This window comes from Sphingopyxis jiangsuensis, assembly GCF_016734905.1.
Classification (GTDB): Bacteria; Pseudomonadota; Alphaproteobacteria; order Sphingomonadales; family Sphingomonadaceae; genus Sphingopyxis; species Sphingopyxis jiangsuensis.
In genome coordinates this window covers 1-23,451 of record NZ_JAERPO010000002.1, presented here as the reverse complement: position 1 = coordinate 23,451, position 23,451 = coordinate 1, and the positions used below count along the sequence as shown (strand labels likewise).

At 61.1% G+C, this 23,451-nt stretch carries 17 protein-coding genes; 13 read left to right on the top strand and 4 right to left on the bottom strand.

From position 1 onward, the window contains the following. Window positions 1–134 precede the first annotated feature (134 nt). Genes JI743_RS06845 through rhaT form a run of 3 tightly spaced genes read left to right on the top strand, consistent with a single transcriptional unit; the run spans window position 135 to window position 3,786 of the window. Window positions 135–1,553: an FGGY-family carbohydrate kinase gene (locus JI743_RS06845; protein WP_201927378.1), complete on the top strand. Its 1,419-nt coding sequence runs from the start codon at window positions 135–137 to the stop codon at window positions 1,551–1,553. Continuing rightward, window positions 1,553–2,716 (top strand): L-lactate dehydrogenase, encoded by a 1,164-nt coding sequence (locus JI743_RS06840; protein ID WP_390881121.1) that lies wholly within the window; start codon window positions 1,553–1,555, stop codon window positions 2,714–2,716. Before JI743_RS06845 ends, JI743_RS06840 begins: the two co-directional genes overlap by 1 nt. Beyond that, window positions 2,713–3,786: an L-rhamnose/proton symporter RhaT gene (gene rhaT, locus JI743_RS06835; protein WP_201927375.1), complete on the top strand. Its 1,074-nt coding sequence runs from the start codon at window positions 2,713–2,715 to the stop codon at window positions 3,784–3,786. Before JI743_RS06840 ends, rhaT begins: the two co-directional genes overlap by 4 nt. Window positions 3,787–3,793: 7 nt before the next feature. Here rhaT and JI743_RS06830 read toward each other — a convergent pair whose 3' ends face one another. Then, the gene (locus tag JI743_RS06830) at window positions 3,794–4,669 is read right to left on the bottom strand and encodes a LysR family transcriptional regulator (protein ID WP_201927374.1); all 876 of its coding nucleotides are present in this window, start codon (window positions 4,667–4,669) and stop codon (window positions 3,794–3,796) included. A 48-nt stretch (window positions 4,670–4,717) separates the two neighbouring features. Between JI743_RS06830 and JI743_RS06825 the strand changes: the two genes are divergently transcribed. The 3 genes from JI743_RS06825 (at window position 4,718) to JI743_RS06815 (ending at window position 11,349) form a co-directional block, all read left to right on the top strand. Continuing rightward, window positions 4,718–5,701: an MBL fold metallo-hydrolase gene (locus tag JI743_RS06825; protein ID WP_201927373.1), complete on the top strand. Its 984-nt coding sequence runs from the start codon at window positions 4,718–4,720 to the stop codon at window positions 5,699–5,701. A 191-nt stretch (window positions 5,702–5,892) separates the two neighbouring features. Next, entirely contained in the window at window positions 5,893–8,025 is a 2,133-nt protein-coding gene (locus JI743_RS06820; RefSeq protein ID WP_201927372.1) for a TonB-dependent receptor, read from the top strand. Between the two features lie 3 nt (window positions 8,026–8,028). Further along, on the top strand, window positions 8,029–11,349 hold the full coding sequence (locus JI743_RS06815) for a glycosyl hydrolase (RefSeq protein WP_227340450.1): 3,321 nt from the start codon (window positions 8,029–8,031) through the stop codon (window positions 11,347–11,349). Between the two features lie 8 nt (window positions 11,350–11,357). Here JI743_RS06815 and JI743_RS06810 read toward each other — a convergent pair whose 3' ends face one another. Both JI743_RS06810 and JI743_RS06805 read right to left on the bottom strand, forming a co-directional pair. Next, on the bottom strand, window positions 11,358–12,362 hold the full coding sequence (locus tag JI743_RS06810) for a GntR family transcriptional regulator (protein WP_201927370.1): 1,005 nt from the start codon (window positions 12,360–12,362) through the stop codon (window positions 11,358–11,360). Continuing rightward, window positions 12,346–13,515 (bottom strand): enolase C-terminal domain-like protein, encoded by a 1,170-nt coding sequence (locus tag JI743_RS06805; RefSeq protein WP_201927368.1) that lies wholly within the window; start codon window positions 13,513–13,515, stop codon window positions 12,346–12,348. Before JI743_RS06805 ends, JI743_RS06810 begins: the two co-directional genes overlap by 17 nt. Window positions 13,516–13,720: 205 nt before the next feature. Here JI743_RS06805 and JI743_RS06800 point away from each other — a divergent pair, with 205 nt between their 5' ends. The 7 genes from JI743_RS06800 to JI743_RS06770 are packed head-to-tail and all read left to right on the top strand — an operon-like array spanning window position 13,721 to window position 20,695. Beyond that, window positions 13,721–14,674, top strand: a complete 954-nt coding sequence (locus JI743_RS06800; RefSeq protein ID WP_201927366.1) for a substrate-binding domain-containing protein — start codon at window positions 13,721–13,723, stop codon at window positions 14,672–14,674. 29 nt (window positions 14,675–14,703) lie between these two features. Continuing rightward, window positions 14,704–15,678, top strand: a complete 975-nt coding sequence (locus tag JI743_RS06795) for an ABC transporter permease (RefSeq protein WP_201927365.1) — start codon at window positions 14,704–14,706, stop codon at window positions 15,676–15,678. 2 nt (window positions 15,679–15,680) lie between these two features. Further along, on the top strand, window positions 15,681–16,442 hold the full coding sequence (locus JI743_RS06790) for an ATP-binding cassette domain-containing protein (RefSeq protein WP_201927364.1): 762 nt from the start codon (window positions 15,681–15,683) through the stop codon (window positions 16,440–16,442). A gap of 17 nt (window positions 16,443–16,459) precedes the next feature. Then, window positions 16,460–17,299, top strand: coding sequence for an amidohydrolase family protein (locus tag JI743_RS06785; RefSeq protein WP_201927363.1), 840 nt, complete (start codon window positions 16,460–16,462; stop codon window positions 17,297–17,299). Continuing rightward, complete coding sequence (locus JI743_RS06780) at window positions 17,296–18,282, top strand: Gfo/Idh/MocA family protein (protein WP_201927362.1); 987 nt, start codon at window positions 17,296–17,298, stop codon at window positions 18,280–18,282. The genes JI743_RS06785 and JI743_RS06780 overlap by 4 nt, the downstream gene beginning before the upstream one ends. A gap of 16 nt (window positions 18,283–18,298) precedes the next feature. Further along, on the top strand, window positions 18,299–19,231 hold the full coding sequence (locus JI743_RS06775) for a dihydrodipicolinate synthase family protein (RefSeq protein WP_201927361.1): 933 nt from the start codon (window positions 18,299–18,301) through the stop codon (window positions 19,229–19,231). A gap of 21 nt (window positions 19,232–19,252) precedes the next feature. After that, window positions 19,253–20,695, top strand: coding sequence for an aldehyde dehydrogenase family protein (locus JI743_RS06770; protein ID WP_201927360.1), 1,443 nt, complete (start codon window positions 19,253–19,255; stop codon window positions 20,693–20,695). Between the two features lie 57 nt (window positions 20,696–20,752). Here JI743_RS06770 and JI743_RS06765 read toward each other — a convergent pair whose 3' ends face one another. Next, window positions 20,753–22,864, bottom strand: coding sequence for a DUF2961 domain-containing protein (locus tag JI743_RS06765; protein ID WP_201927359.1), 2,112 nt, complete (start codon window positions 22,862–22,864; stop codon window positions 20,753–20,755). Window positions 22,865–23,451 lie beyond the last annotated feature (587 nt).

Below are 23,451 nucleotides of genomic sequence, written 5' to 3'. Positions count from 1 at the left end.
GGCCTGCCTTTTCCTGTTTGGCGCTTTCGCGCGCGAATTTTGCATCAGTCGAAACGGCTGCTAGCATTTTTAGTGGAAATGAGCAATAATGATTGATAATGAGCATTTCAGATCAGGAATATGGGAGAAGATGATTGGGTGAAGGGCGCTACATCGTCGTCGATTTGGGCAAGACCCTCAGCAAGGTCAGCCTGTGGACGGGTGATGGCCGCATACTGAACCGGCAGGTGCGTCCTAACGCGGCGGTGGAGGAGGGCGGCCTGCGGCGACTCGACGTGCATGCAATCGGCCACTGGTTGATCGGTGCCCTTGCGGAATATGCAGACCATCCGGTCGAGGCGATCATTCCGGTCGGCCATGGCGCAGCGGTCGTCGCCCTCGTCGACGATCATATGGCGTTCCTGCCGCTCGACTATGAGCAAGATCTGTCGGCGCATCATCTTGCCGAATACCGAGCCGAGCGCGACGCATTTGCTCTCACAGGATCTCCCGCTCTTCCCGGCGGGCTCAACCTCGGTGCGCAACTATATCTTCTCGAGCAGGTCTATCCTGCCGCGATGGCGCGCGCCACGCTTGTACCCTGGGCGCAATATTGGGCGTGGTTTCTGTGCGGTGAAGCGCGCAGCGAGATCACGACATTGGGCTGTCATTCCGACCTTTGGCATCCGGAGGCCAAATCCTTCTCCCCGCTCGCCGACCGCAAGGGCTGGGGAGAAAGATTTGCCCCGTTTGCGCACGCGGGCGAGCAAATCGGTTTTCTACGGCGCGCGATCGCCGATCAAAGCGGCCTTTCCGCGCGCGTTGCCGTTCATGCAGGCATGCACGACAGTAACGCAGCGCTGCTTGCTGCGCGAAGCTGCCGCGAACTGTCGTCTGGCGATGCTACGATCTTGTCGACGGGCACCTGGTTCGTCGCAATGCGCTCGCCAGAGCAGGGGGAGGCGACTCCCTCTCTGCCCGAGGGGCGCGACTGCCTCGTCAACGTCGATGTCGATGGCCGGCCGGTGCCGTCGGCGCGCTTCATGGGCGGGCGCGAAATAGAAACGGTTGCCGGACCGGAAGCCGTGCGCGTCGATCATGGCCCCGACCAGTCGCGCCTGCTCGCGGCGGCGGAAAATTTCGCCGGTCTCGGGACGATGATATTGCCGACGTTCGCGCCAGGCAATGGCCCGTTCGCCCATGCAAAGGGCGAGTGGCTCGGCGCTCAGCCGAGCAGGCTCGAGCGCAGCGCAGGCGCTTGTATCTATGCTGCGCTCGTCGCCGATGCATCGCTCGATTTGATCGGCGCGAAGGAGCGCATCCTCGTCGAAGGACGGTTCGCGGCCGCCGCGGTGTTCGTAAGGAGCCTCGCGCGGCTACGGCCCGACCTCGCCGTTTGTACCAGTCCGGCGCACATTGACGCTTCTTTCGGGGCATTGTGTGCAATCGACCGGCGCATCGCGCCCGGCGCGCCATTGCACGCCGTCGCCCCCCTCGACGTCGACCTCGAAACCTATCGAACGAAATGGCGGGCCGCGATTGCAGATCGGATCGGGAGCGGCGTGGCACGATGATGGCGAGCATCGCGGATATGCAGGTGAGGGCGCGGCGCCGTCTGCCGCGCTTCCTGTATGAATATATCGTCGGCGGGTCCTTCGCCGAGGCAACGCTGAACCGCAATGTCGATGACTTGCAACGCGTGGCGCTTCGCCAGCGTGTCCTCCGCGACGTGTCGTCCGTCGACCTCTCGGCATCGCTGTTTGGCGAGACGTTCAAACTTCCGCTCGCGCTAGCACCAATCGGCCTCGCTGGCCTTAACGCAAGGCGGGGCGAGTGCCAGGCGGTTCGTGCTGCGCGCAAGGCAGGGGTTCCGTTCACCCTCTCGACGGTGTCGGCCTGTCCGATCGGCGAGGTCGCGGCTGCAGGCGGGGGAACATTCTGGTTCCAGCTCTACATGATCCGCGACCGCGGCTTCATGCGCGACCTACTGGCGCAGGCGCGCGAGGCAGGGTGCCCGGCACTGGTCTTTACCGTGGATATGCCTGTGCCGGGCACCCGTTATCGCGACTATCGGACGGGGCTTGCCGGCGCGCCAGGATGGCGTGGAGCTGCGCGACGGGCCATGCAGGCCGCGATGCGCCCCGGCTGGGCAATTGATGTCGGACTGCGCGGAAAACCTCATCATCTCGGCAATGTTGCGCCGGTGCTCGATGGCCGGACGGGGATCGAGGATTTCTTTGCCTGGATGCGGAACAATTTTGATCCATCGACGACCTGGCGCGATCTCGATTTCATCCGGGCCGAATGGGGCGACCTGCTCATCGTCAAGGGCGTGCTCGATGTCGATGATGCGCGCGAGGCCGCGCGTCTCGGCGCCGACGGTGTCGTCGTGTCAAACCATGGCGGCAGGCAGCTCGACGGCGTTCCTTCGACAGCGAGCGTATTGCCGGCGATTGCCGATGCGGTCGGCAGCGAGCTGACGGTTCTTGCTGACGGCGGCGTCCGGTCGGGACTCGATGTCGTTCGCTTACTCGCGCTCGGAGCACGCGGCGTGATGCTCGGTCGTGCCTGGGCCTGGGCTTTGGCGGCGGGGGGCGAGGCGGGCGTCACTCGGATGCTTGAAATCATTGAGGCCGAAATGCGCGTGGCGATGGCCCTGACCGGTGTGACGAGAATCGACGAAATCGACGCTTCGGTTTTAGTGCAGGATCATAATGTGGAAGGGACGATGCGATGAACGGCAACCCCGTGCTGGGCGTATTTTTTCATTGGCTTGGCGGGTTCGCATCGGCGAGCTTTTACGTGCCGTACAAGCGCATTCGCTTGTGGTCATGGGAAATCTTCTGGCTGACCGGTGGCATTTTTTCATGGGCGATCGCTCCATGGCTGTTCGCGGCGTTGCAAACCGAAAGTCTGTTGCAGGTCCTCGCCGAAACCCCCGCCGCGACGTTGTTCTGGTGCTGGTTCTGGGGGGCGATGTGGGGCTTCGGGGGACTGACGTTCGGACTGACGCTTCGTTATCTTGGTCTTTCGCTCGGGATGGCCGTGGCACTTGGGCTGACGACAGTCATCGGGACATTGGGGCCGCCCATCTTCCACGGAACGCTCTGGGCAATCGCCGCGACGCGGAGCGGCGCGCTGACGCTCGCAGGTATCGTGGTGACGCTCGTCGGGATTGTCGTCGTCGCGCGCGCCGGTCACGCCAAGGACGTCGAGCTCGGCGATGCGGCGTCGGTCGGCGTCGCCGAATTCAATCTTCGAAAGGGGCTGCTGATCGCAATCTTTTCTGGCGTCATGTCGGGATGCTTTGCATGGGGACTCGATGCGGGCGCGCCGATCCGCGAACTCAGCCTCGCGGCTGGAACGCCAACCTTGAGCCAGGGCCTTCCGGTGCTTTGCATCGTGCTTCTGGGCGGCCTGACGACGAACAGCATCTGGTGTGGCTATCTGATCTGGAAGAACCGCAGCGCGGGGGAGTGGATCGGGAACCAAAAGGGCGAAGCCGTCGGGCGTGTGCCGCTTTTGGCCAACTATCTGTTGGCCGCTCTCGGCGGGACGCTCTGGTACGGCCAGTTCTTCTTTTACACGATGGGCGAAAGCCAGATGGGGGAATATGGATTCTCGTCCTGGACGCTTCACATGGCGAGCATCATTCTGTTCTCTACGCTCTGGGGATTTGCGCTGAAGGAATGGATGGGAGCGAGCAGAAGGACGCGCACGATGGTATGGAGCGGCATCGCGCTACTGGTCGGGTCGACCGTCATCATTGGAGCGGGAAATATGCTTGGCGCGCCGGCGGCGCATTGACCCTAAGCTAATTGCTCCTGGCCAAAAGCGCCGTGAGATGCGCAGCGAACGCTTTGACGCGTGCCGACATATCGCGGCGTGTAGGATAAACGAGGTAAAGATTGGCTGACGGCGGTTCCCACCCGGCCTCTATCCTTTCCAGCAACCCCGTTTCCAGGCCGCGGGCGGCAATCGGGGAAGGGAGGCACGCAATTCCCATGCCTTCGGTCGCAAGCGCGGCGAGCTGCGCGTAGCTGTCCGAAATGATGCGCGCCTCGCCTCCTCCGGGAACTGCGAGCCGTGCCGTTGCGCCGCGACTTGGTCCAGGATCAAAGTGCAGCATATCGTGGCCGCAAAGATCACCGATGCTGCGGGGGCGAATGCGGCCGTCGAAATATGCGGGACTTGCGAAAAGGCCGAAGTCGATCCTCCCGACCTTGCGCACGACCATGTCGCGGCCCGCAGGCTCGCCGCCGCGAAGCGCAAGGTCGATATTATGCGTGACCATATCGACCGGATCGTTCGTCAAACGAATGTCAAATCGGATATGCGGATGGTCGCGGCAAAAATCGCAAATGGCCGAATTAAGGAGCTCAACGGGGAAGTCGAGTGGAGCCGTGAAACGAATGACGCCCGACAGAACGCCCCGATCACCCACGATCGCGGCTTCGGCGTTGCTGAGCATATCGACCGCAGCGGCAACCGCGTGGAAATACGCTTCTCCCTCGAACGTGAGGACAACATTGCGTGTGGTCCGCTTCAGCAACTGGGCGCCCAACCGCTCCTCAAGCGCCTTTACGCGCGCACTGACGGTGGATTTGGGGATGCGCAGGCGGTGAGCTGCCGCGGTAAAGGTGCCTGTGCGGACAACCTCGACAAAGATTTTGGCGTGATCGAGATTCAAGGATAGGCTTCCTGTTCATTGTCCAGAATTATGGACAGTTTGTTCTGAATGTCCGGTATAATCGCTAAAGTCGCATTCGGCTATGTTGACGACATGCAGATAGATCATCCTTTGGCCGCCACGGTGCGGCGTATCGCCCATGGGTCGTTGGCGGCCCTCGTTTCCGCTTCCATGGTTGCGGCAGCGCCGCTCGCATGGGCCCGCGAAAGCGCGTCGCCGGGTGGGGAGGCGAGTGTACAGTCGGCGTCGGCACGCCAATTGCGGCTAAGCTGGATCGGCGGACCGACCCTCCGGCTGAGCTTTGGTCCGATCTCGATCATCACCGATCCGGTGGCAGGGGCGTCGTTTCGGATGTTTGATCCAAATAGCGGCCAGGATGAAGTCGTGCATCAAAGGCTTGGAACCGCAATCGACCCTGCTACGATCGATGCCGATTACGTGCTGCTCAGCCATGATCACCCTGACCACCTCGATGAGGAGGCGATCGGCCGATTGCGCGACGCGGCCCATTTCCTCGTGCCGGCCGGTCAAGCAGACGCTCTCAGGGGGCGCGGCGTTGCGAACATCGATGCGCTGGCTTGGGACGCGACGCATGTGATTGAGCGCGAGGGGTATCAGGTGCGAATTACGGCTGTGCCCGCACAACACAGCGAGAGTTCCGAGGTGGCCGCGGCGCTCGGTCGCGTCAACGGTTATTGGATCGAGTTCATGGCCGAAGGTTATGAGCGTTCGCTCTACTGGACTGGCGACAGCTTTTATGTGGAAGGATTGTCGCGATGGCCCCGTTCACCGGACATATTTGTACCGCATCTCGGAGCAGTCGGCGGCGGCGGTCCCTTCGGCCAAGTCAGCATGAACGCACAACAGGCCGTCAAATTTGCGGAAAAGGTCGCCCCCAAAATGGTGCTCCCGATCCATCACTCGACGTTCAGCCTGTATCGCGAGCCGATATCGAACTTCGTCGAAGCTGCATTGGAACAGCCATGGCAACTGTACCTGCTACGCGAAGGGGAGGTGGCGGCCATCGAGTGATTCGCCGTGGCCGCCGACGTGCCGCAAAGAAGAGCTTATTGCGCGCAGAAAGCATAGTATTTTTGGCACTGTTATAGATATATAGACATTTGATGGTGAAAATGATCGAAAATGATTGACTTTTGCACTCAAAAGTGCGTAAACGCTCCCCACAGACGCAAAGCCTTGCGAATCTGCTTTGGGAGGTAGGGATGATCGACTGGAAGACGAGGCTGTTTCTTGGTGGTGCCATGGCCGCACTGAGCCCGGTTGCGGCATATGCAGAAGAGGCGGACGAGTCCGGCAACGGCGGTATCGCCGAAATTGTCGTGACCGCCGAAAAGCGTGCGAGCACGGTTCAAAAAACGGCTGCCTCAATCACGGCATTCGACGCTGATGCGCTCGAGGCGCGCAACCTGAATGGCGCCGCAGATCTCGGCGGTATTGTTCCCAACGTGCAGATCGGTTCGCTGACGCGTGAAATGACGGTGAGTGTCCGCGGCATCAGTTCGGCGAATGTCCCGCCGGCGCAGGATTCCTCGGTGGGGATCCATTATGACGGCGTTTATCTGCCGCGGCCTTCGGGCGCAAATGGCGCTTTCTTTGACCTTGAGCGCGTCGAGGTTCTGCGCGGCCCGCAGGGCACGCTCTACGGCCGCAACACGACGGGCGGTGCAATCAACCTCATCTCCAAAAAGCCGGTTTATGAGGATGAGGGCGCGGCCGAAATATCCTTTGGTTCCTACAAGGCGATGAGTACGCGCGGCATGGCCAATGTCGTGCTCGCCGACGGGGTCGCCGCGGTTCGCGCGGCCTTCGCGACCAATCGCCATGACGGTTATCAAAAGAACAGCATCGACGGTCCTGATCTTGCCGACCAGGAAGAGGTCGCTGGCCGGATCCATTTGCTCATTGAGCCAAGCGACCGTCTGCGGATGCTTTTTTCGGCCAACTATTATCACCGTGGTGGTGCAGGCGGCAGCCACGTCAACATCGGCCAAGCCGGATTTGATCCCTATCGGACGACGAGCGACGCACCCTACCGGCTCGACAATACAAGCTATGGTTTCGTTGCTGACTTGACTTATTCGTTCGACGATTTCGACATCGTTTCGCTGACGTCGTACCGGCGCGATACGGTCGACGTTACATTCGCACGGATCGCGGGCGTGCCGGGAAGCGGTAGCGTCCGGTTGTGGAATCCCAATCGCAACGTCAGTCAAGAGCTCAGGGTCGCAACCACCTGGGACAAGCCGCTCAACTTGGTGCTCGGCGGCTATTTCCAGCACGAGCGCAACGGCGACCATGTCGATTTTTATATCAGTAATGCGCGGACCGCTGGCTTCAATCAGCGACGCCCGAATGTCGCCGCGCGTTCGCTTGCGGCGTTCGGTCAGGCGGATCTGCGCCTGACCGACACGCTGAAGGTGACGGGCGGTATTCGCTATTCGAGCGACAAGAAGCACGACCTCGATGGCATCTTCACACCGATCGGCGTTCCAGGCTTCGCAACGCCAAACCTTCGCGGAAAATGGGACGAGGTGACGTGGAAAGCGGGTGTTGACTGGCAAGTCACGCCGAACAACCTTCTCTATGCCAACGTCGGTACGGGGTTCAAGGCGGGCGGTGTCGGGCCGATCGCCAATTTCGATCCTGAAACGGTGACGGCTTATGAGGTTGGGTCAAAGAACCGCTTCGCCGGTGGCAGAGTCATCCTCAACCTGGCAGGCTTCTACTATAAATATGACGACCTGCAGGTCACGTCGGTCATCCTCAACAACAATATTGCGACCGGTGTGACAACCAACGCGGCCGAGGCCGAGATTTACGGAGCAGAGATCGAGGGATCGTTCCAATTGACGCCGGCGTTTCGCGTCGACAGTTCGCTGTCCTATCTTCACAGCGAGTTCACGAGTTACCCGCAGGCGTTCGACCCGATCACCGGTACAACCGTCGATCTGACCGGAAACCGTTTGCCCCGCGCTCCCCGATGGCAGTTTAATCTTGGCGCGCAATATGAAGCGCCGGTCGGTGCGGGCATTCTCACCGCGCGTGTCGACTTCCGCTACTCGTCGAGCGTGTACTTCTCGCAGTTCAATGACACGGTCTTTCCGGTCAACGGCGTTCCCAGTGCTCCTTATGCATTGGCTTACGAGGGCGGGTACACGCGAACCAATGCGAGCCTGCGCTACGAACCGGACGACGGCCCGTGGTACGCCGAAGTGTTTGTGCAGAATATCGAGGACAAGGCGGTCATTGAATATGCCAACGCAACAGCGACGTCGACCGTCGCCGGGTTCAGTGCGCCGCGTACCTTCGGAGCGAAACTTGGAATCAGGTTCTGACACATGACATCCGGCCAACCGCGGCATCGGTGGTCGAAAGCAGTGGGTCGTGGCAGGCTGGCAGCCATATTTTTCGCTTGCCTGCCACTCGGGTCCGGTTCGGCATGGTCCGCCGAAACCGGACCCGTTCCTTCGATCAATGCGCTCGAGGAAGAATTTAAGACTCCGCCGCCCGACGCACGCCCCCGCGTCTGGTGGCACTGGATGGGGGGTAATGTTACCGAGTCCGGCATTAGCCGCGATCTCGAATGGATGAGCCGCATCGGGCTGGGCGGCGCCCAGATATTCAATGTCGAGCTTCAGACCCCCCAGATTGTCCCCCCAACGCGCTTCGGCGAAGCGCGTTGGGGGGACATGATACGCCACGCGGTCGCGACCGCTCAAGAATATGGGCTCGAACTCGCGGTTGCTGCATCGCCAGGCTGGAGCGAAACCGGTGGTCCCTGGGTCACACCGGCGCAGGCGATGAAAAAGCTGGTATGGAGCGAGGTGGAAGTCGAGGGGGGACGGACGCTTTCGATCGAGCTGCCGAGCCTCCCTGACGTAGCTGGCCCTTTTCAGAACATGGACGCAGAGCGCGGTGCATTCGTCCATCGCGATGCGGCGCCAGCGCCACGATACGCCCGAGACGTGCGGGTGATCGCATTTCCCGCGCCGCCTGACGCCGCCATTATCGCGCCTTCTTGCGTGCGGACGAGCGAAGGAATTGTTAGTGCGCCGCTCCTGTGGGACGGCGATCATTCGGCTGCGATGATTGTCGATACGCAGGCCGACCGGTCAGCATCGCTTGTCTATTGCTTCGACGCGCCGGTCACGGCTCGTTCCGCGACCCTGTCAATCCGATTGCCGGCCGACTATCCCGGTGCTCCGCCGCCGCCATCGCCCGAGCTGCAGGTCAGCGATGATGGCAAGGATTATCGTTCGATCGGACGTTTCGACCTCGTCGCGCCGCAGAACAGCATCACGTTCGATCAGGCGTCGGGTCGATATTTTCGCCTGCAATGGCCGGATCTGCGTGGCGTCGTCGACGCGCGCGGCCGGCCGATGGCTACGCGCATCCCCGTTGTCGAATTTTCGCTCTCTGCTTCGCCGCGCATCCACCGCTTCGAAGAAAAGGCCGGATTCGCGGTCGGGGTCGATCTCGTCGACGCTCCGACACCCGCCGTTGCGATGCGCGACGTTGTTGCGCTGTCCTCCGTCGTCGACATCAGCGACAAGTTGACGGCTGGGGGGCGGATCGAATGGCACGCCCCGCCCGGACGCTGGATCATCCAGCGGTTCGGCTGGTCGCTGACCGGCTCGATGAATGGGCCGGCCCCGGCCGCGGCGACGGGCTTGGAAGTTGACAAACTCGATCCCCGCCATGTGCGATCTTACCTGGATCAATACGCCGGCCATTTTCCGGTTCCGATGGGCGGGAAAGGTATCGGCGCTTTGATGCTCGACAGCTACGAGGCGGGCGCGCAGAACTGGACTGACAATATGTTGGCCGAATTTGTTCGGCGAAACGGATATCCGCTCGAAAACTGGCTGCCCGCCCTTACTGGACGGATCGTAGCCAGCGCATCGCAAAGCGACCGCGTCCTTTGGGATTTTCGCCGGACGCTCGGCGCCCTGATGTCGGAGGCCCATTATGGCGCGATCGCGGCATACGCGCGCGAAAACGGCATCAAACTCTACAGCGAGGCGCATGAATCGCACCGGGCGTTCATTGGTGACGGAATCGATGCCAAACGCCACGCCGACGTGCCGATGAGCGCGATATGGGTCGAGCGTCCCGCGGCGCCATTCAAAGCGGATATCCGGGAATCGGCATCGGTCGCGCACGTCTATGGACAGGCACTTGTGGCCGCCGAAAGTTTTACGGCGGCCGGAAACGCCTATGGATTTGATCCTGCCTCGCTCAAGGCGACGGCGGATATCGCGCTGGCAAGCGGGCTGAACCAGTTCGTCATTCACACGTCGGTCCACCAGCCCGCCGAAGAGAAGCCGGGGCTTGGGTTGGGGCCATTTGGCCAATGGTTTACCCGGCATGAGACTTGGGCGGACAACGCCAAGCCCTGGATCGACTATCTCGCGCGCAGCTCGCATCTCCTCCAGCAGGGTGTGTTCCAAGCCGACATCGCCTATTTCTATGGCGAAGACAGCAATGTAACGACGAAATTCGGCAAGCGCCTCCCGGATATTCCTGCCGGATACGCATATGATTTCGTCAATGCGCACGGCCTGAACAACGCTCTTCGCATGGCAGACGGGAAGCTTGTTTCCGATGGCGGCACCGCTTACCGGCTGCTCGTTATCGACCCCGATGTCCAATGGATGTCGCTCGAAACGCTGCGCAGGATTGCGACACTGGTCGAGCAAGGTCTTGTGCTCGTGGGTGACCGGCCGAACGGCACGCCGTCGGCGGCCGATGATTCTGAAGAGTTTCAGCGCCTCGCCGACCGCCTCTGGCCGGCCGATCGCCGCGCGTCGCACGCATCGACGCGGAACATATTCTGTGGGCGCTGCCTCGAACAGGCACTCGGCGAATTGGCGCTCGGACCCGATGTCCTAGCCGTGTCGGGAGAGGTGGACTTTGTCCACCGCAAGCTTCGTGACGGGGACATTTATTTCGTGCGCGAGACGCGCGGCGAAGATGCGGGACATGCAATCAGCTTCAGGCGGTCTGGCATGGTTCCGGAGGTATGGGACGCCGTTTCCGGGCGCATCTACCGCGCAGAGTTCCGCGATGATGGCAAGATAACCACCGTCTCGCTTCCGCTGGGCCCGTCAGAATCAGCGTTCGTCCTTTTTCGTCCGTTTCCGGGAGATCGACAACGTCCCCGCCTGCCGAGCGGCGAACTCAGAAACGTCGTCTCGATCGACGGCGAATGGACGCTTCGATGGGGTGACCGGGAGATACGTCTCGATCAGGGCCTGTTCGACTGGACCGCGTCCGAGGATATCGACTTGCGCCACTATTCGGGTAAGGCAACGTACAATATCTCGTTCACCTTGCCCGACGACTGGCCGGGCAAAGGCGGTCGCGCAGTGATCGATCTTGGGAAATTGGGCAATCTTGCGAGGGTCCGCCTGAATGGCGAGGATCTCGGCGGGGCATGGAATCCGCCATACCGGATCGATACGTCGGGAGCGCTTCGCAAGGGCGAGAACGTCCTCGAGGTCGACATCACAAACCTGTGGCGCAACCGGATGATAGCCGACGCCGGCGTCGATTCCGATCGGCGCCGGACATGGGCGAGCCATGCGCCCTTTGCCGCCGACATGCCCCTGCAATCATCGGGCCTCTTGGGCCCCGTTCGGCTCGGCCTCGAAGAGTAGCGCGCCTGTCAGACCGCAGGTTGCAGGTAGGGCGGCGCTTCGGGCCTCTTGATATGCGAGAGAAATTCGAGCCGTTTTAGCCCCTTGCCGAGCGCCGAGGCGAGATGCGCATCGAGAGCCGCTGCGGCGGGCTGCGGCGTACCTTGCGCGAGAAGCTCGAGTACGAGCCGGTGCTCGACCAGGAACGGCTCGTCCTCCGGTATGCCGAGGTAGAGCTGAAAGAGATAGGCGGTCGCCACAAGCGGTACCTGGCTCTGTTGGAGCGCCGACAGAATGCGCTTGTTGCGGCAGCTTCCAACGACCTTGACGTGAAGATCGTCCTCAAAGGCGGCGAGTTCTTCCAGATCGACATCGGGATAGCGTGCTTCGGCGTCGCGCAGGCGATCGACCATGGCAGCGACTGAATCGCGATCCACAACCTCAGCTGCATCGAGGAGCGCTGCAGGCTCGAGCAAGCGGCGCATCTGATAAAGATCCTTCATCAGCCGCGCGTCGAGGCGCGGAACGGCCCAGTGGCTCCGCTGCGACTTTTCGAGCAGGCCAGCCGTTTCCAGTCGGCTGAGTACGTCGCGGGTGACAGTGCGGCTGACGCCATAATATTCGGCGAGCGCCAACTCGTTGATGTTATGGCGACCAAAAGCCATCATCCCGACGATGTCACGCTCGACATGTGGATAGATTTTTTCCCACCCGGCGCGCGCGAGGAGGGCGCTGCGCGCCTCCGCGGGAATGGGAATGTCTGCCCACGGCTTGGCTGAATCGGCTCGGTCGCCAGCGCTGCCGACAAAATAGCCCTTGCCGTCAACCTTTTCGACGATCTTGTCGCGCTCGAGCCGTTTCAGCGCTTGCTGAACCGGAGCCCTGCTCAGGTCGAAAAAATCGGCGAGGCGCGCCTCGGCCAAAAGGGCGCCTTGAGGAATGCTGTGATCGGCGATCGCCGCCCGCAATATCTGTTCGACAACTTCGTTCAGGCGGGCGTCGCCGTAATTGAAGTCCTCACTCACAATACTCATGCAGATTGGTCCTGTGTCGGGCGATAAAGTCCCAGTCATATTCGACGCCGAGACCGTCTCCGGTCGGCACCGGGAAGCAGCCGTCCTCGCCGACCCCTTCGAGATTGTCGGTGTAACCACAAACGTAAACGGGCGGAAGGGGGTTCGCCATCTTGGGGCCGACCAGTGCGACCTCATAGAAATTGGTATTGCGAATGGCCGACATGCAATGACGATGCGCGGGTCCCGACCCGTGTATTTCTACGTCCAGGCCCATCGCCTCTGCCGCGTGCGCAATCTTCATCATCCCGGTTATTCCCAGGTCATATTCGGGGTCGGCACGCAGAAAATCGGTGGCATTGGCGACCGCGAAATCCAGCTTGGGTTCGATGCCCCGAACATGTTCGGTGATCAGCAGCGGGGTACGGATGAGTTCCCTGAGCTTGCGATGCGCGATCGCCGATACGCCTGTGTCGCGGAACGGATCCTCGTACCAGAAGAAGCCGGCATCGTCACAGGCCCGCCCTACCGCGAGCGCGTCGGCAAAGGTCCGAAGATGACAAGCCGGATCGAGCATCAGCTCCATGCGCCCGCCCATATGCCGGCCCAGCGCCCGCACCGTTTCAGCCTCTTCCGCGACATTGCCTTCATACCATCCGTGCATTTTGAAGCCGCGGTAACCCAGCGAATAGCAATGTTCGGCGAAGTTCACATAGTCCGATGGCGAACTCAGCCCCCCCGCACGGTCGCCGTGCGCCGTACTCGCATAGGCTTTGAGGCGGCTTCGCCAGCCGCCAAGCAGCGTCGAGACCGACGCGCCGAGCATTTTCCCGGCAAGATCCCACAGTGCAATATCGATTATCCCGTGGCCCATATGATCATATTGACGAAGCGCACGTTTGAACTCGTCGAAGATCAATTCGCGCTGCATCGGATCGCGGCCCGGCAGTCGCGAGGCGAGAAGCAGGGTCTGCCCCAGCGCCATGCCGGTCGCGCCCCACAGGCCGACGTATTCGCCGCGGGCTCCGCACCGCGTTTCGATCACAACAGCATATTTGGATACGGGCTGCCTGCCCCCGGGAGCATAGACAAAATCGAACCCGCCGGCATCAAAGCCAACGTCCGCGGCCTCATATGTGAATTCATGCACTTCGACTCGCGCGATCGTGGCCACCCTTGCCTCCAGAGATTGTTGCACTCAAAAAACTCATATATCGCGGGAACGGCCGACGCAATAACAAAGTAATCCGGGCAAAGATAATGCATATTGACGTCAAAAGACGCAAATGGCATGGTTGATGTAACGATGGGAGGATGAGGTGACGCTGCAGGATTCCAAAAAGGCAAGGAGGCGCATCTTCGCGTTACCTATCCGGCGCTTGGCGGCCGGCTGGGTCGCTTTGGCTGCGCTCGGCGCATGTTCGAATGGCGCAGATCACGAAAATGGACGCTCCGCATCGACGGTCGGCGACGTCACTCTCGTCATTTACGGGAGTGTCGGTAATCCGTTCTGGTCAAAGGTGGTTGCTGGGGCCAAGGAGGCTGGTGACCGGCTGGGCGTCGGCGTCAACGTCCAGTTTGCCGAGAATGACCCCCTCCAGCAGAATGCAATTCTGGAAACGGCGCTGGTCAATCGGACGGCTGGTCTGGGCATCGTGATCGACCAGGATGGCGCCTATGATGCAAATATAGCGCGCGCGCGATCGCGGAATATTCCCGTTATTGCCTTCAACATCGACTCTCCTCGCGGCGAGGCGAGTGGGCGCCAGGCGTTTGTCGGGCAGGACTTCGGGGTCGCCGGTTTCGCGCTCGGAAAGCGTATGGCCTCGGTCGCGAAACTCGGGCAGGGCGATGTCGCTGCCTGCCCGGTGGAGCATCCCGAGGCCAGCTATGCAGCGCAGCGTCTTGCGGGCGTCAACAGGGCGCTGGCAGAGGTCGGCGCACGATGCGAGGTTGTCAACACGGGCAGCATCGGCCCCGAAGACACGCTGACCAAGCTCACCCAATATCTGATCGGCCACCCACGAACGGCTGCGGTTATCAGTCTCGGCAGCCTTCCCACGGAAGTCGCACCCCAGGCGCTCGACGAAGCCGGTGTCGATATTCCCAATGGGGGGTTCGATCTCAGCAAGGCGATCGTCAATAATGTAATGTCGGGGCGGACGGCCGCTGTGGTCGACCAGCAGCCTTTCTATCAGGGATTTATGACCGTGGCGCAGCTCTATTACGCCCGGCGCTACGGTCTCGCGCCGATGTCGGTCAACACCGGCGCAGCGATCATTGACCGGAAGAACGCAGGAAGCGCCCTTGCCCATTCGGACAGGGTGCGATGATGACTGAAGTTCAGGAAGTATCAACGAGCATGTCCAGTGTTGCCCGCTCTTTCGCGCGTTTTCGTCGCAACCCGGCGCTGAGCGCCCTTATCGTTTTCATCGCGCTCCAACTGTCGTGCATCGTCGCCGGGCTCTTGTACCCGGATGATTTCCGGTACCTGTCGGAAGACAATGTTGCGGTCATCCTGCGGTCGATTCCGGTGCTGGGCATCGTTTCGCTGGGCGTCGGGATCCTCATGATCTCCGGGGAATATGACCTTTCGGTCGGGGCGACCTTCACCCTTACGTCGCTGCTTCTTGCCGAGACCTATTTGGCCGGCATGCCGCTCGGCCTGTCGATCGTCCTGGCGCTTACAGGAGGGGTGGCCGTGGGGTTGGTCAACGCCCTCATAGTCCTTCGCTTTCGCATCACGTCATTTATCGCGACCTTGGGGACGATGATGATGATCCGGGGGCTCATCCTCTTTGCGTCGGGCGCGGAATCAAAGCCTTTCGATCCTCCGGCAGCGGTCCAGGCCGTTCTGAGCGGAGAAATCGGGGTGCTGCAGCTTCAATTCCTATGGCTCCTCCTGCTCGCCGCCGTCGCATACGCAATTTTGGAGCGGCACAAGCTTGGCAACCATATCTACGCGACGGGCGGGAGCGCCGAGGCCGCGAACGCGATCGGTGTCAATGTCGGCAAAGTCAAGCTGATCGCCTTCTGCCTGTCGTCGCTGGCGGCCTCGATCGCGGGCATATTGGCGACAACGCGCGTCAACTCGGTTTCACCGGTTCAGGGACAGGGACTGGAACTGCAGGCAATCGCGGCCTGCGTCATCGGCGGCGTCGCGCTCTCGGGCGGGCGAGGGTCCATCTTGGGGATTTTCCTTGGCGCGGCGATGATTTTCACAGTTCAGGACATCCTCCTCCTGACCTCCGTCCCCGGCTATTATCTGCAAGCCTTCGTCGGCCTGTTTATCGTTTGCGCTGCGGTGCTCAACCGCCTTGTCTATCGCGAGGATTGAAGATGACCGCTGTTTCAAAATCCGAGCCGTCCCGTCTTCCGATCCTTGAGATGCGCGGCATCACCAAGACCTACGGTAGCCACCGGGCCCTCGACGATGTTGCCTTTCATGTCATGTCGGGAGAGGTGGTTGGCCTGCTCGGCGACAATGGCGCGGGAAAATCGACGTTGGTCAAGACGCTGTCGGGCGTTGTGCGCCCCGACGACGGCGAAGTGTATCAGGATGGCGTGAGGGTGCGCCTTGCAAATCACGCCGACGCCGAGGCGCTCGGGATCGAGACCATTTATCAGGACTGTGCGCTCGTCGGCGCGATGTCCATCTATAGAAACATGTTCCTCGGCCGCGAGGAGACGAATCGCTTCGGTTTCCTTGACCGCGATGCGATGCGGCGGAAGGCTCAGACCATTTTGGAGTCGGCTGTCGAAATTTCCGGACTCGACGATCCGGAAAAAGTGGTGGCGGCGCTTTCTGGTGGTCAAAAGCAGGCGGTCGCCATTGCGCGGGCGGTGCATTTCCGCAAGCGGATGGTCGTGTTTGACGAGCCGACGAGCGCGCTTTCGGTGCGCGAAACCGAAAATGTGCTGGCCTCGATCGTCAGGCTTCGCGGCGAGGGGATTTCCTCGGTTTTCGTCACCCACAACCTGTATCATGCGAAGCAGGTTTGCGATCGTTTCGTTGTCATGGCGCGCGGCCGAAAGATCCTCGATACTCCCAGCGACGAGGTCTCGCTCGACGAGCTGACGCGGATCATCGTCAGCCGGTGAACCGAGGGGGAGAAGCCATGATCATCGACGCCCACCATCACCTTTGGAAAGCCGATCGCGGAGATTATCACTGGATGTCGCCCGACCTGCCGGTGCTGGCGCGGGATTATCTGGTCGACGACATCGCACCGCTGCTTCGAAAGGCCGGTGTCGACCGGACGATATTGGTGCAGGCAGCGCAAACCGAAGCAGAAACCGACTTTCTTCTCCAAATCGCAGAGGAGACCGATTTCATCGCCGGGGTAACGGGCTGGCTTGATCTGTCGGCGGATGATTTCGAGGCGCGTTTCGCCCACTATCGTCGACATCCCAAGTTCGTTGCGATACGACCGATGCTGCAGGATATCGACGACGACGCGTGGATCCTCCAGCCGTGCGTGGTCCGCAACCTCGAACATGTTGCAGAGAGCGGCTTTCCCTTCGAGTTCCTGACCTATCCGCGTCACCTTCCGCATGTCGTGGCGGTGATGCGCCGGGTGCCTGCCCTCCACGCGGTTATCGACCATCTGTCCAAACCGCCGATCGCGTCGGGGGTGATCGATCCGTGGGCGGCCGCAATGGCAGAGGTTGCCGCATTTCCTAATTTGTATTGTAAACTGTCGGGGATGGTCACCGAAGACGATCACGGCCAGTGGTCGCCCGCGAGACTTCTACCCTGGATTGCGGAAACCGTTCGGCTGTTCGGTCCGAGCCGGATCATGTTCGGCAGCGACTGGCCCGTCTGTCGGCTCGCGGCCGAATATGGCGAAGTCATCCACGCCTTGCGCTGCAATCTCGAGACGCTCCTTGAACCGGCGGACATGGAACGGGCATTCGGCAGCAACGCGATCGAATTTTATCGGCTGAACCTGTCATGACGGGCGTTGCTTTCATCGGCGCCGGAACCGTCGCCAGCCTTTATGGCCAAGCCTTTGAGGCTGGCGTCAACGCCCGTTTCTGTGGAGCTTTCGATCGCGATCCAGGCGCGGCTGCCCTGATGGCCGAGCACCTAGGCGGGCGAGCTTATGCCGGCGTGGAGGAACTGCTCGCGGATCCGGCGGTCGACGCCGTGATCGTGATGACCCCGACCGAAACGCATTATGCAATTGCAATGCAGGCATTGTCCGCGGGCAAGCATGTCCTTCTCGAAAAGCCTGTTGCAACGACCGTTTCCGAAATCGACGCGCTCGACCAGGCGGCGCGGTCGCGCGGGCTGGTCTGCATGCCTGCGCATAATTACATCTACAATTCCACGCTCCAGCGCGCTCACCGACTGGCCCGCGACGGGAAGCTCGGCAATATCGCAAGCTTCTGGATGCTCTACAATATCGCGCATTCTCCCGATGTCGCGCGCCGCTATGGCGGCGTGCTCCGCGCTGTGGGAATTCACCCCATCTACACGATGCTTTATCTGGTTGGTCGCCCGGTGCGCGTCAAAGCCGCGGCCTCGCGGCTCGCCTCGCGCGGGTTGCCGTTCGAGGATCAGGCGATGATCACCTGCGAGTTGCCGGGCGGAGCGCTCGCCAACCTGTGGGTCAGCTTTGCCGCCTCCGATGTGGCGCGCGATCCCTGGACAATGACGTGCAAGTTGATCGGCGACGGCGGCGCGGCCAGTTTCAGTTGGAATGATACGCTTTGTTCCGACGAGGGCGGACCGGCATGGGGAATTCCCGAATATGTCGAGAGCTTTGCGGCAGAGCTCGAGCATTTTGTCGGCGTCTGCATCGCGCGCGGGGCGCCGCCGCTCTCGACGCTCGCCGACGCGCGAACCGCCCAGCGCATAATCGAGGCAGCCGAAAGGTCGATCGCAAACGATGGACGCTTCGAGTTCGTCGACGCCGACGGCGACGACCCAAGCTAATATCAGGAGACAGACATTGGGCATTGGTATTTCGGCCCCCTATCTGACGGGGGTGTTCCCGGTCGCGCCGACGATTTTCAGCGAGAGCGGCGAACTCGACATCGAAGGTCAAAAGCGCGTCCTCGATTGCATGATCGATCAGGGCGCCGACGGCATTTGCATCCTCGCCAATTATTCCGAGCAGTTCGTTCTGTCGGACGGCGAACGCACGCGCCTTGTCGATCTCTGTCTCGACCATGTGGCCGGGCGCGTGCCGGTGATTGTGACCTGCAGTCATTATTGCACGGCGATCGCCGCCGAGCGCGCTGGCATGGCAGCTGCAGGCGGAGCGGCCATGGTGATGTTGATGCCTCCCTATCATGGCACCGGCCTCAAGGTTGCCTCTTCTGAGATCGTCGAGCATTTCGCTGCAGTGGCGAAGGCGGCGCAGATTCCGCTGATGATACAGGACGCCCCCCTCAGCGGCGTTGAACTCGACGTGTCCCTGTTGGTGCGACTTGCTTCCGAGATTCCGCAGGTGCGCTATTTCAAGATCGAAGTGCCCTTCGCTGCCGCGAAGTTGCGCAGCCTGATCGCCCAGGGCGGCGACATCATCGGCGGGCCGTTTGATGGCGAGGAGTCGATCACCCTCATGGCCGATCTCGACGCGGGCGCGACCGGCACGATGTGCAGCGCATTGCTCCCCGACCTGATCCGCCCTGTCGTCATTGCCCATCGTGAGGGCAGACGGTCCGAGGCGGCGGCACTCTATGCGCGCATCTTGCCGCTGATCAATTACGAGAACCGGCAGTGCGGACTCCGCGCGGCGAAGGCCGTGCTGAAGGAAGGGGGCGTTATCCGGACCGACAAGGTGCGCCACCCGCAGGTGCCGCTCCATCCGGGCACGCGCGGCGGACTCCTTGAATTGGCTCGGGAAGCCGACGTCCTCGCGCTTCGCTGGGCGAACTGACACTTATTGGAAGGATTGAGCGTGTCGCAATACAGAAACTATATCGCCGGCGAGTGGAGTTCGAGCGACCGGCAGACGGTCAATGTGAATCCCTCGGACACCAACGACATTATCGGCGAATATGCACGCGCCTCGCGCGACGACGCCGAGCGCGCGATCGCGGCCGCCCATGCAGCCTTTCCCCGCTGGTCGCGACAAAGCCCGCAGGTTCGCAGCGCCGCGCTGAAACATGTCGGCGACCAAATTCTCGCGCGAAAGGAAGAGATTGGCGATCTGTTGGCGCGCGAGGAAGGAAAGACGCTGCGCGAGGCAGTGGGCGAAACGGTGCGCGCGGCGCAGATATTCCATTTCTTTGCGGGCGAGGCGGTGCGGCTCGTCGGCGATCATCAGCCGTCGATCCGTGCCGACATCGATGTCGAGGTGCGCCGCGAGCCACTTGGCGTTGTCGGGCTGATTACGCCATGGAATTTCCCGATAGCGATTCCCGCGTGGAAAATTGCCCCTGCGCTGGCATTCGGTAACTGCGTCGTCTTCAAGCCGGCCGAACTCGTCCCCGGCTGTGCCCATATGCTCGCGGAAATCATCGCCCAGACCGGGATCGATCCGGGCGTCTTCAATCTGGTCATGGGAAGCGGCGCCGAGGTGGGCGCGGCCTTTGCAGAAAGTCCGCTGGTTCGTGGCCTTTCCTTTACCGGTTCGGTCGGGGTTGGACGCGCGATCGCGGCCAATTGCGTCACCGGCGAGCCGATGAAAAGGTTCCAGCTCGAAATGGGCGGAAAGAACGCCTTGATCGTCACCGACGACGCCATGCTCGACACGGCCGTCGACTGCGCCATTGACGGCGCCTTCTATTCGACCGGTCAGCGTTGCACCGCCTCCTCTCGGATCATCGTGACGCGCAAGATCCACGCGGCCTTTGTCGATGCGATGAAGGCGCGCATGGAACGGCTTGCCGTTGACGATGCGCGCAAGGAGGGCACCGATATCGGGCCCGTCGTCGACGAACGGCAGCTCGGACAGAATCGCTCCTACATCGATATCGGCGTCAACGAAGGCGCGACGCTGCTCGGCGGCGGCGAGTTGCTCGAACGCGGTGCGCCCGGCCACTATATGGCACCCGCGCTCTTTGTTGGCGTCGACCCAAAAATGCGTATCGCGCGCGAAGAAATATTCGGTCCGGTCGCATCGGTCATCGAGGTTGCCGATTATGACGAGGCACTTTCGGTCGCCAACGATAGCGAATTTGGCCTTTCGGCCGGCATTTGCACGACGAGCCTGTCGACTGCGCGTCATTTCCTGCGCAATATCGAGGCGGGAATGGCGATGGTGAACCTTGCAACCGCGGGAGTCGATTATCACGTCCCCTTCGGCGGCACGAAGGCCTCCTCGTTCGGCGCGCGCGAGCAGGGGCGATACGCCGCCGAATTCTACACGACGGTCAAGACGGCTTACGTTGCTGGGTGACGAGGCGCGGCCCGGAGGCATGTGTCTCCGGGCCGTTCAACCTCTTTCACGGCTCGGTCAGAAGGTGCGCGGCGGCACGTGCGAGAATATCCAATAGCGAAACTCGTTAATCTCGCCCTTTGCCGAGCCACGATATTTCACTTTGATACGCAGCCGGTTCTTGCCTTTCGTGAGCGCGGCGGGAATCTCGAACTCGGTGTCGACCCACGCTTGATCAGCCGTTGCAGCCGCGCTTTGAACGACGTGCCACGGACGTTCGACTTGTACGCCATCGACATGGACCTCGGCGGTCTGTACGCCGTTTCCAAGGCGGGAGATCAGCCGGCGCAGCTTGACGCCGACATTGGCTGGATGAACGGCGACGGTGAACTCGCTTGCGCCATTGAAGGCGCGACCTTCGTCGAGGAACGTGTTCGCCGCGACATTTTTCTCATAGCCGTCATAGCTGCTGCGAACTTGCCCGGCCCATGTTTGCCCTTCGATGCGGTAATCATGCGCGCGTTCGGACGCTTCGAGCCCGACATCGACCATGTCGGTCTGCTGGATCCCGCGCGGCGACAGGCCGGCCTTGTAATAATAGAATACCGTCTCAACGGCGCCGTTCGAACTGCGAAACAGCTTCGAATACTCATAGTTCGTGCGAATTTCGTCCTCGAACACATAAGGGTCGCTGATATGGAGCCGGTAGGCGCCTTGATACCCGTTGACGACGCCGCCCCAAAGCGGCTGCCGATAGGCGGCTCCGGCCCAGCCCTGATTATGATCGTCTTCGGTCCCGTCGCCGTGAATCTGCGGGCTGCGATTGCCGTCGATATAGGTGAACTCGTCGCCATCCATCGCATAGCCTTCGGAATAGAGCGTGCGCCCTACCACATGGCCCAACCCCTGCTCGCGAAAGGCTCTGGCATAGAGGCCGTCGCCCTCGTCACGATCGCGCGTCAGCCGGGCGGAAAAATAGCCTGCTTCGCCTTCGACATATTTTACCTGATTGCTTTCGTAGATCGATCCGCTCGCCGTGATGACGATTGGCTGACCGCTGTCATTGACGATCTCGATCTTGGCAGAACGCCAGAAGGGCATGGGCCAATAACTGTAAAAAGTTCCGTTTTCGCCGTCGAAGCCGAAGAGCAGATTCCGCATCGTTCGCGACGGGACCGACGCGCCGGTCGCAAAATCGGCTCCGCCCCCCCCAAAGAATGATGCCAGCGGCATATCGACGGCTGGACGGTTGCCATCCCAGCTCATCCGGATCCGCGTTTTGAAGAATGTATCGCGATCATAGGGAGCGAGCTTCAGTTTCAGCGACGCTATCGCGGCAGCACCTGAATGTTCGAAAATGGTGGTCGCCTTGCCAGGCTCGATTGCGACCTCGCGTTCGGCGATTGCGCTGTTCTTCGGGGCCTTCGGCTCTTCTCCCAATTGCAACCATTGGCGCTCGATCCGGCCGGTCACACCGCGTTCGGGCGACCAGCTCGCGACTGTCGTACCAACCGGATAGAGCAGATAGGTGAACTGGTACCAGCTGCTGGAATCGATCCCGAGATTGGCGCGATATTCGTCGCTGGGGATGAAGGTTATCTTCAGCCGCCTGGCAAAAGGCAGCGACCGATACTGGACGCCGAAGAGCGGGCCGTCATCCGGGGTCGGGATCGGTAGTCCGATATCGGCGTCGGCCCAGTTTCCGGTGAATGACAGCGGGCCGCCAAAACGGCCGGACTTGCCCTGGAACATCTCGGCCACCGACACATCGATGCGCGGGTTTTCCTCGTCGTCGAAATAGTAGCGCAGGCGCGACGAAGCCGCGCCCGGCTTGAGGACGAAGGCATGTCCGGCGAATGCCGACCAGATATTGAACTGCTGGCGCTGAAGCGCGCCGGGGCCGTAGGCGTCGAAAATTACGTCCTCGCCATTCTCATCGACATATTTGACGAAGGACTTGCGATACTCGCCATCGCGGTTCCCCCCTGTTGGATCATAGGATGAAAATTGGAGGCTTTGCGTGCCTGCGGGATAGAAATAGGGAAGCAACTCGATCTCGGCGAGCCGCTGATCTCCTGTCGAGGGGACAAGCTGGTTCTCGGTCCCGGATTTCGCCGGCGAGGGAATAGGCGCGGCAAGCGACGGTACCAAAAGCCAGGCTGCCAGTCCGCGACGAATTGCAGGATTCATTGATCGACACCTTTACGAATGCGCCCCATCTGGCGAGGCGGGTGCAATGAGACGGCGGAGTTGCATCCGACTCCAGCGCCAAAGTCCAACAAATTTGGCTTTCCATCGTCTTTTGAACGCAAAAAACCACTTGGCCCTATTCGATGCTCATGCTTTATAGCCGAAAACGGACGGCGCATGCAATTCATCTTTGAATGTTGGGTGCAAAAATCTAGCTGAGTTCATGGCCGGCTTAGGTCTCAGGTGACAGAGCGCCACAGCCGTCCGATACTCGTTTCCAGCTGGCGGCAAAACGGGGGGCAAGTTAGCCGTGGCCTGCCGCATCAGATATTGTGCAAGCGCCTTCACCGCGTCGGCGGACCCACTGTTGCGTACTTCAAAAAACTGCGCGCCGGATGTCCGCGTAAGCCGATGGCGCGGGAGAAGGAAACGTCCTCCACTACTCACTACCGAACTGTTCCCACTAGGGTCAGGACCCATTGATTTGCGGTGAAGGCTGTGATTCAGGCTTGGGGTGAGGAGCCTGAATGATGAGTGATTTGTATTGGCTGACGGACGAGCAGATGGCGCGTCTTCAGCCATATTTC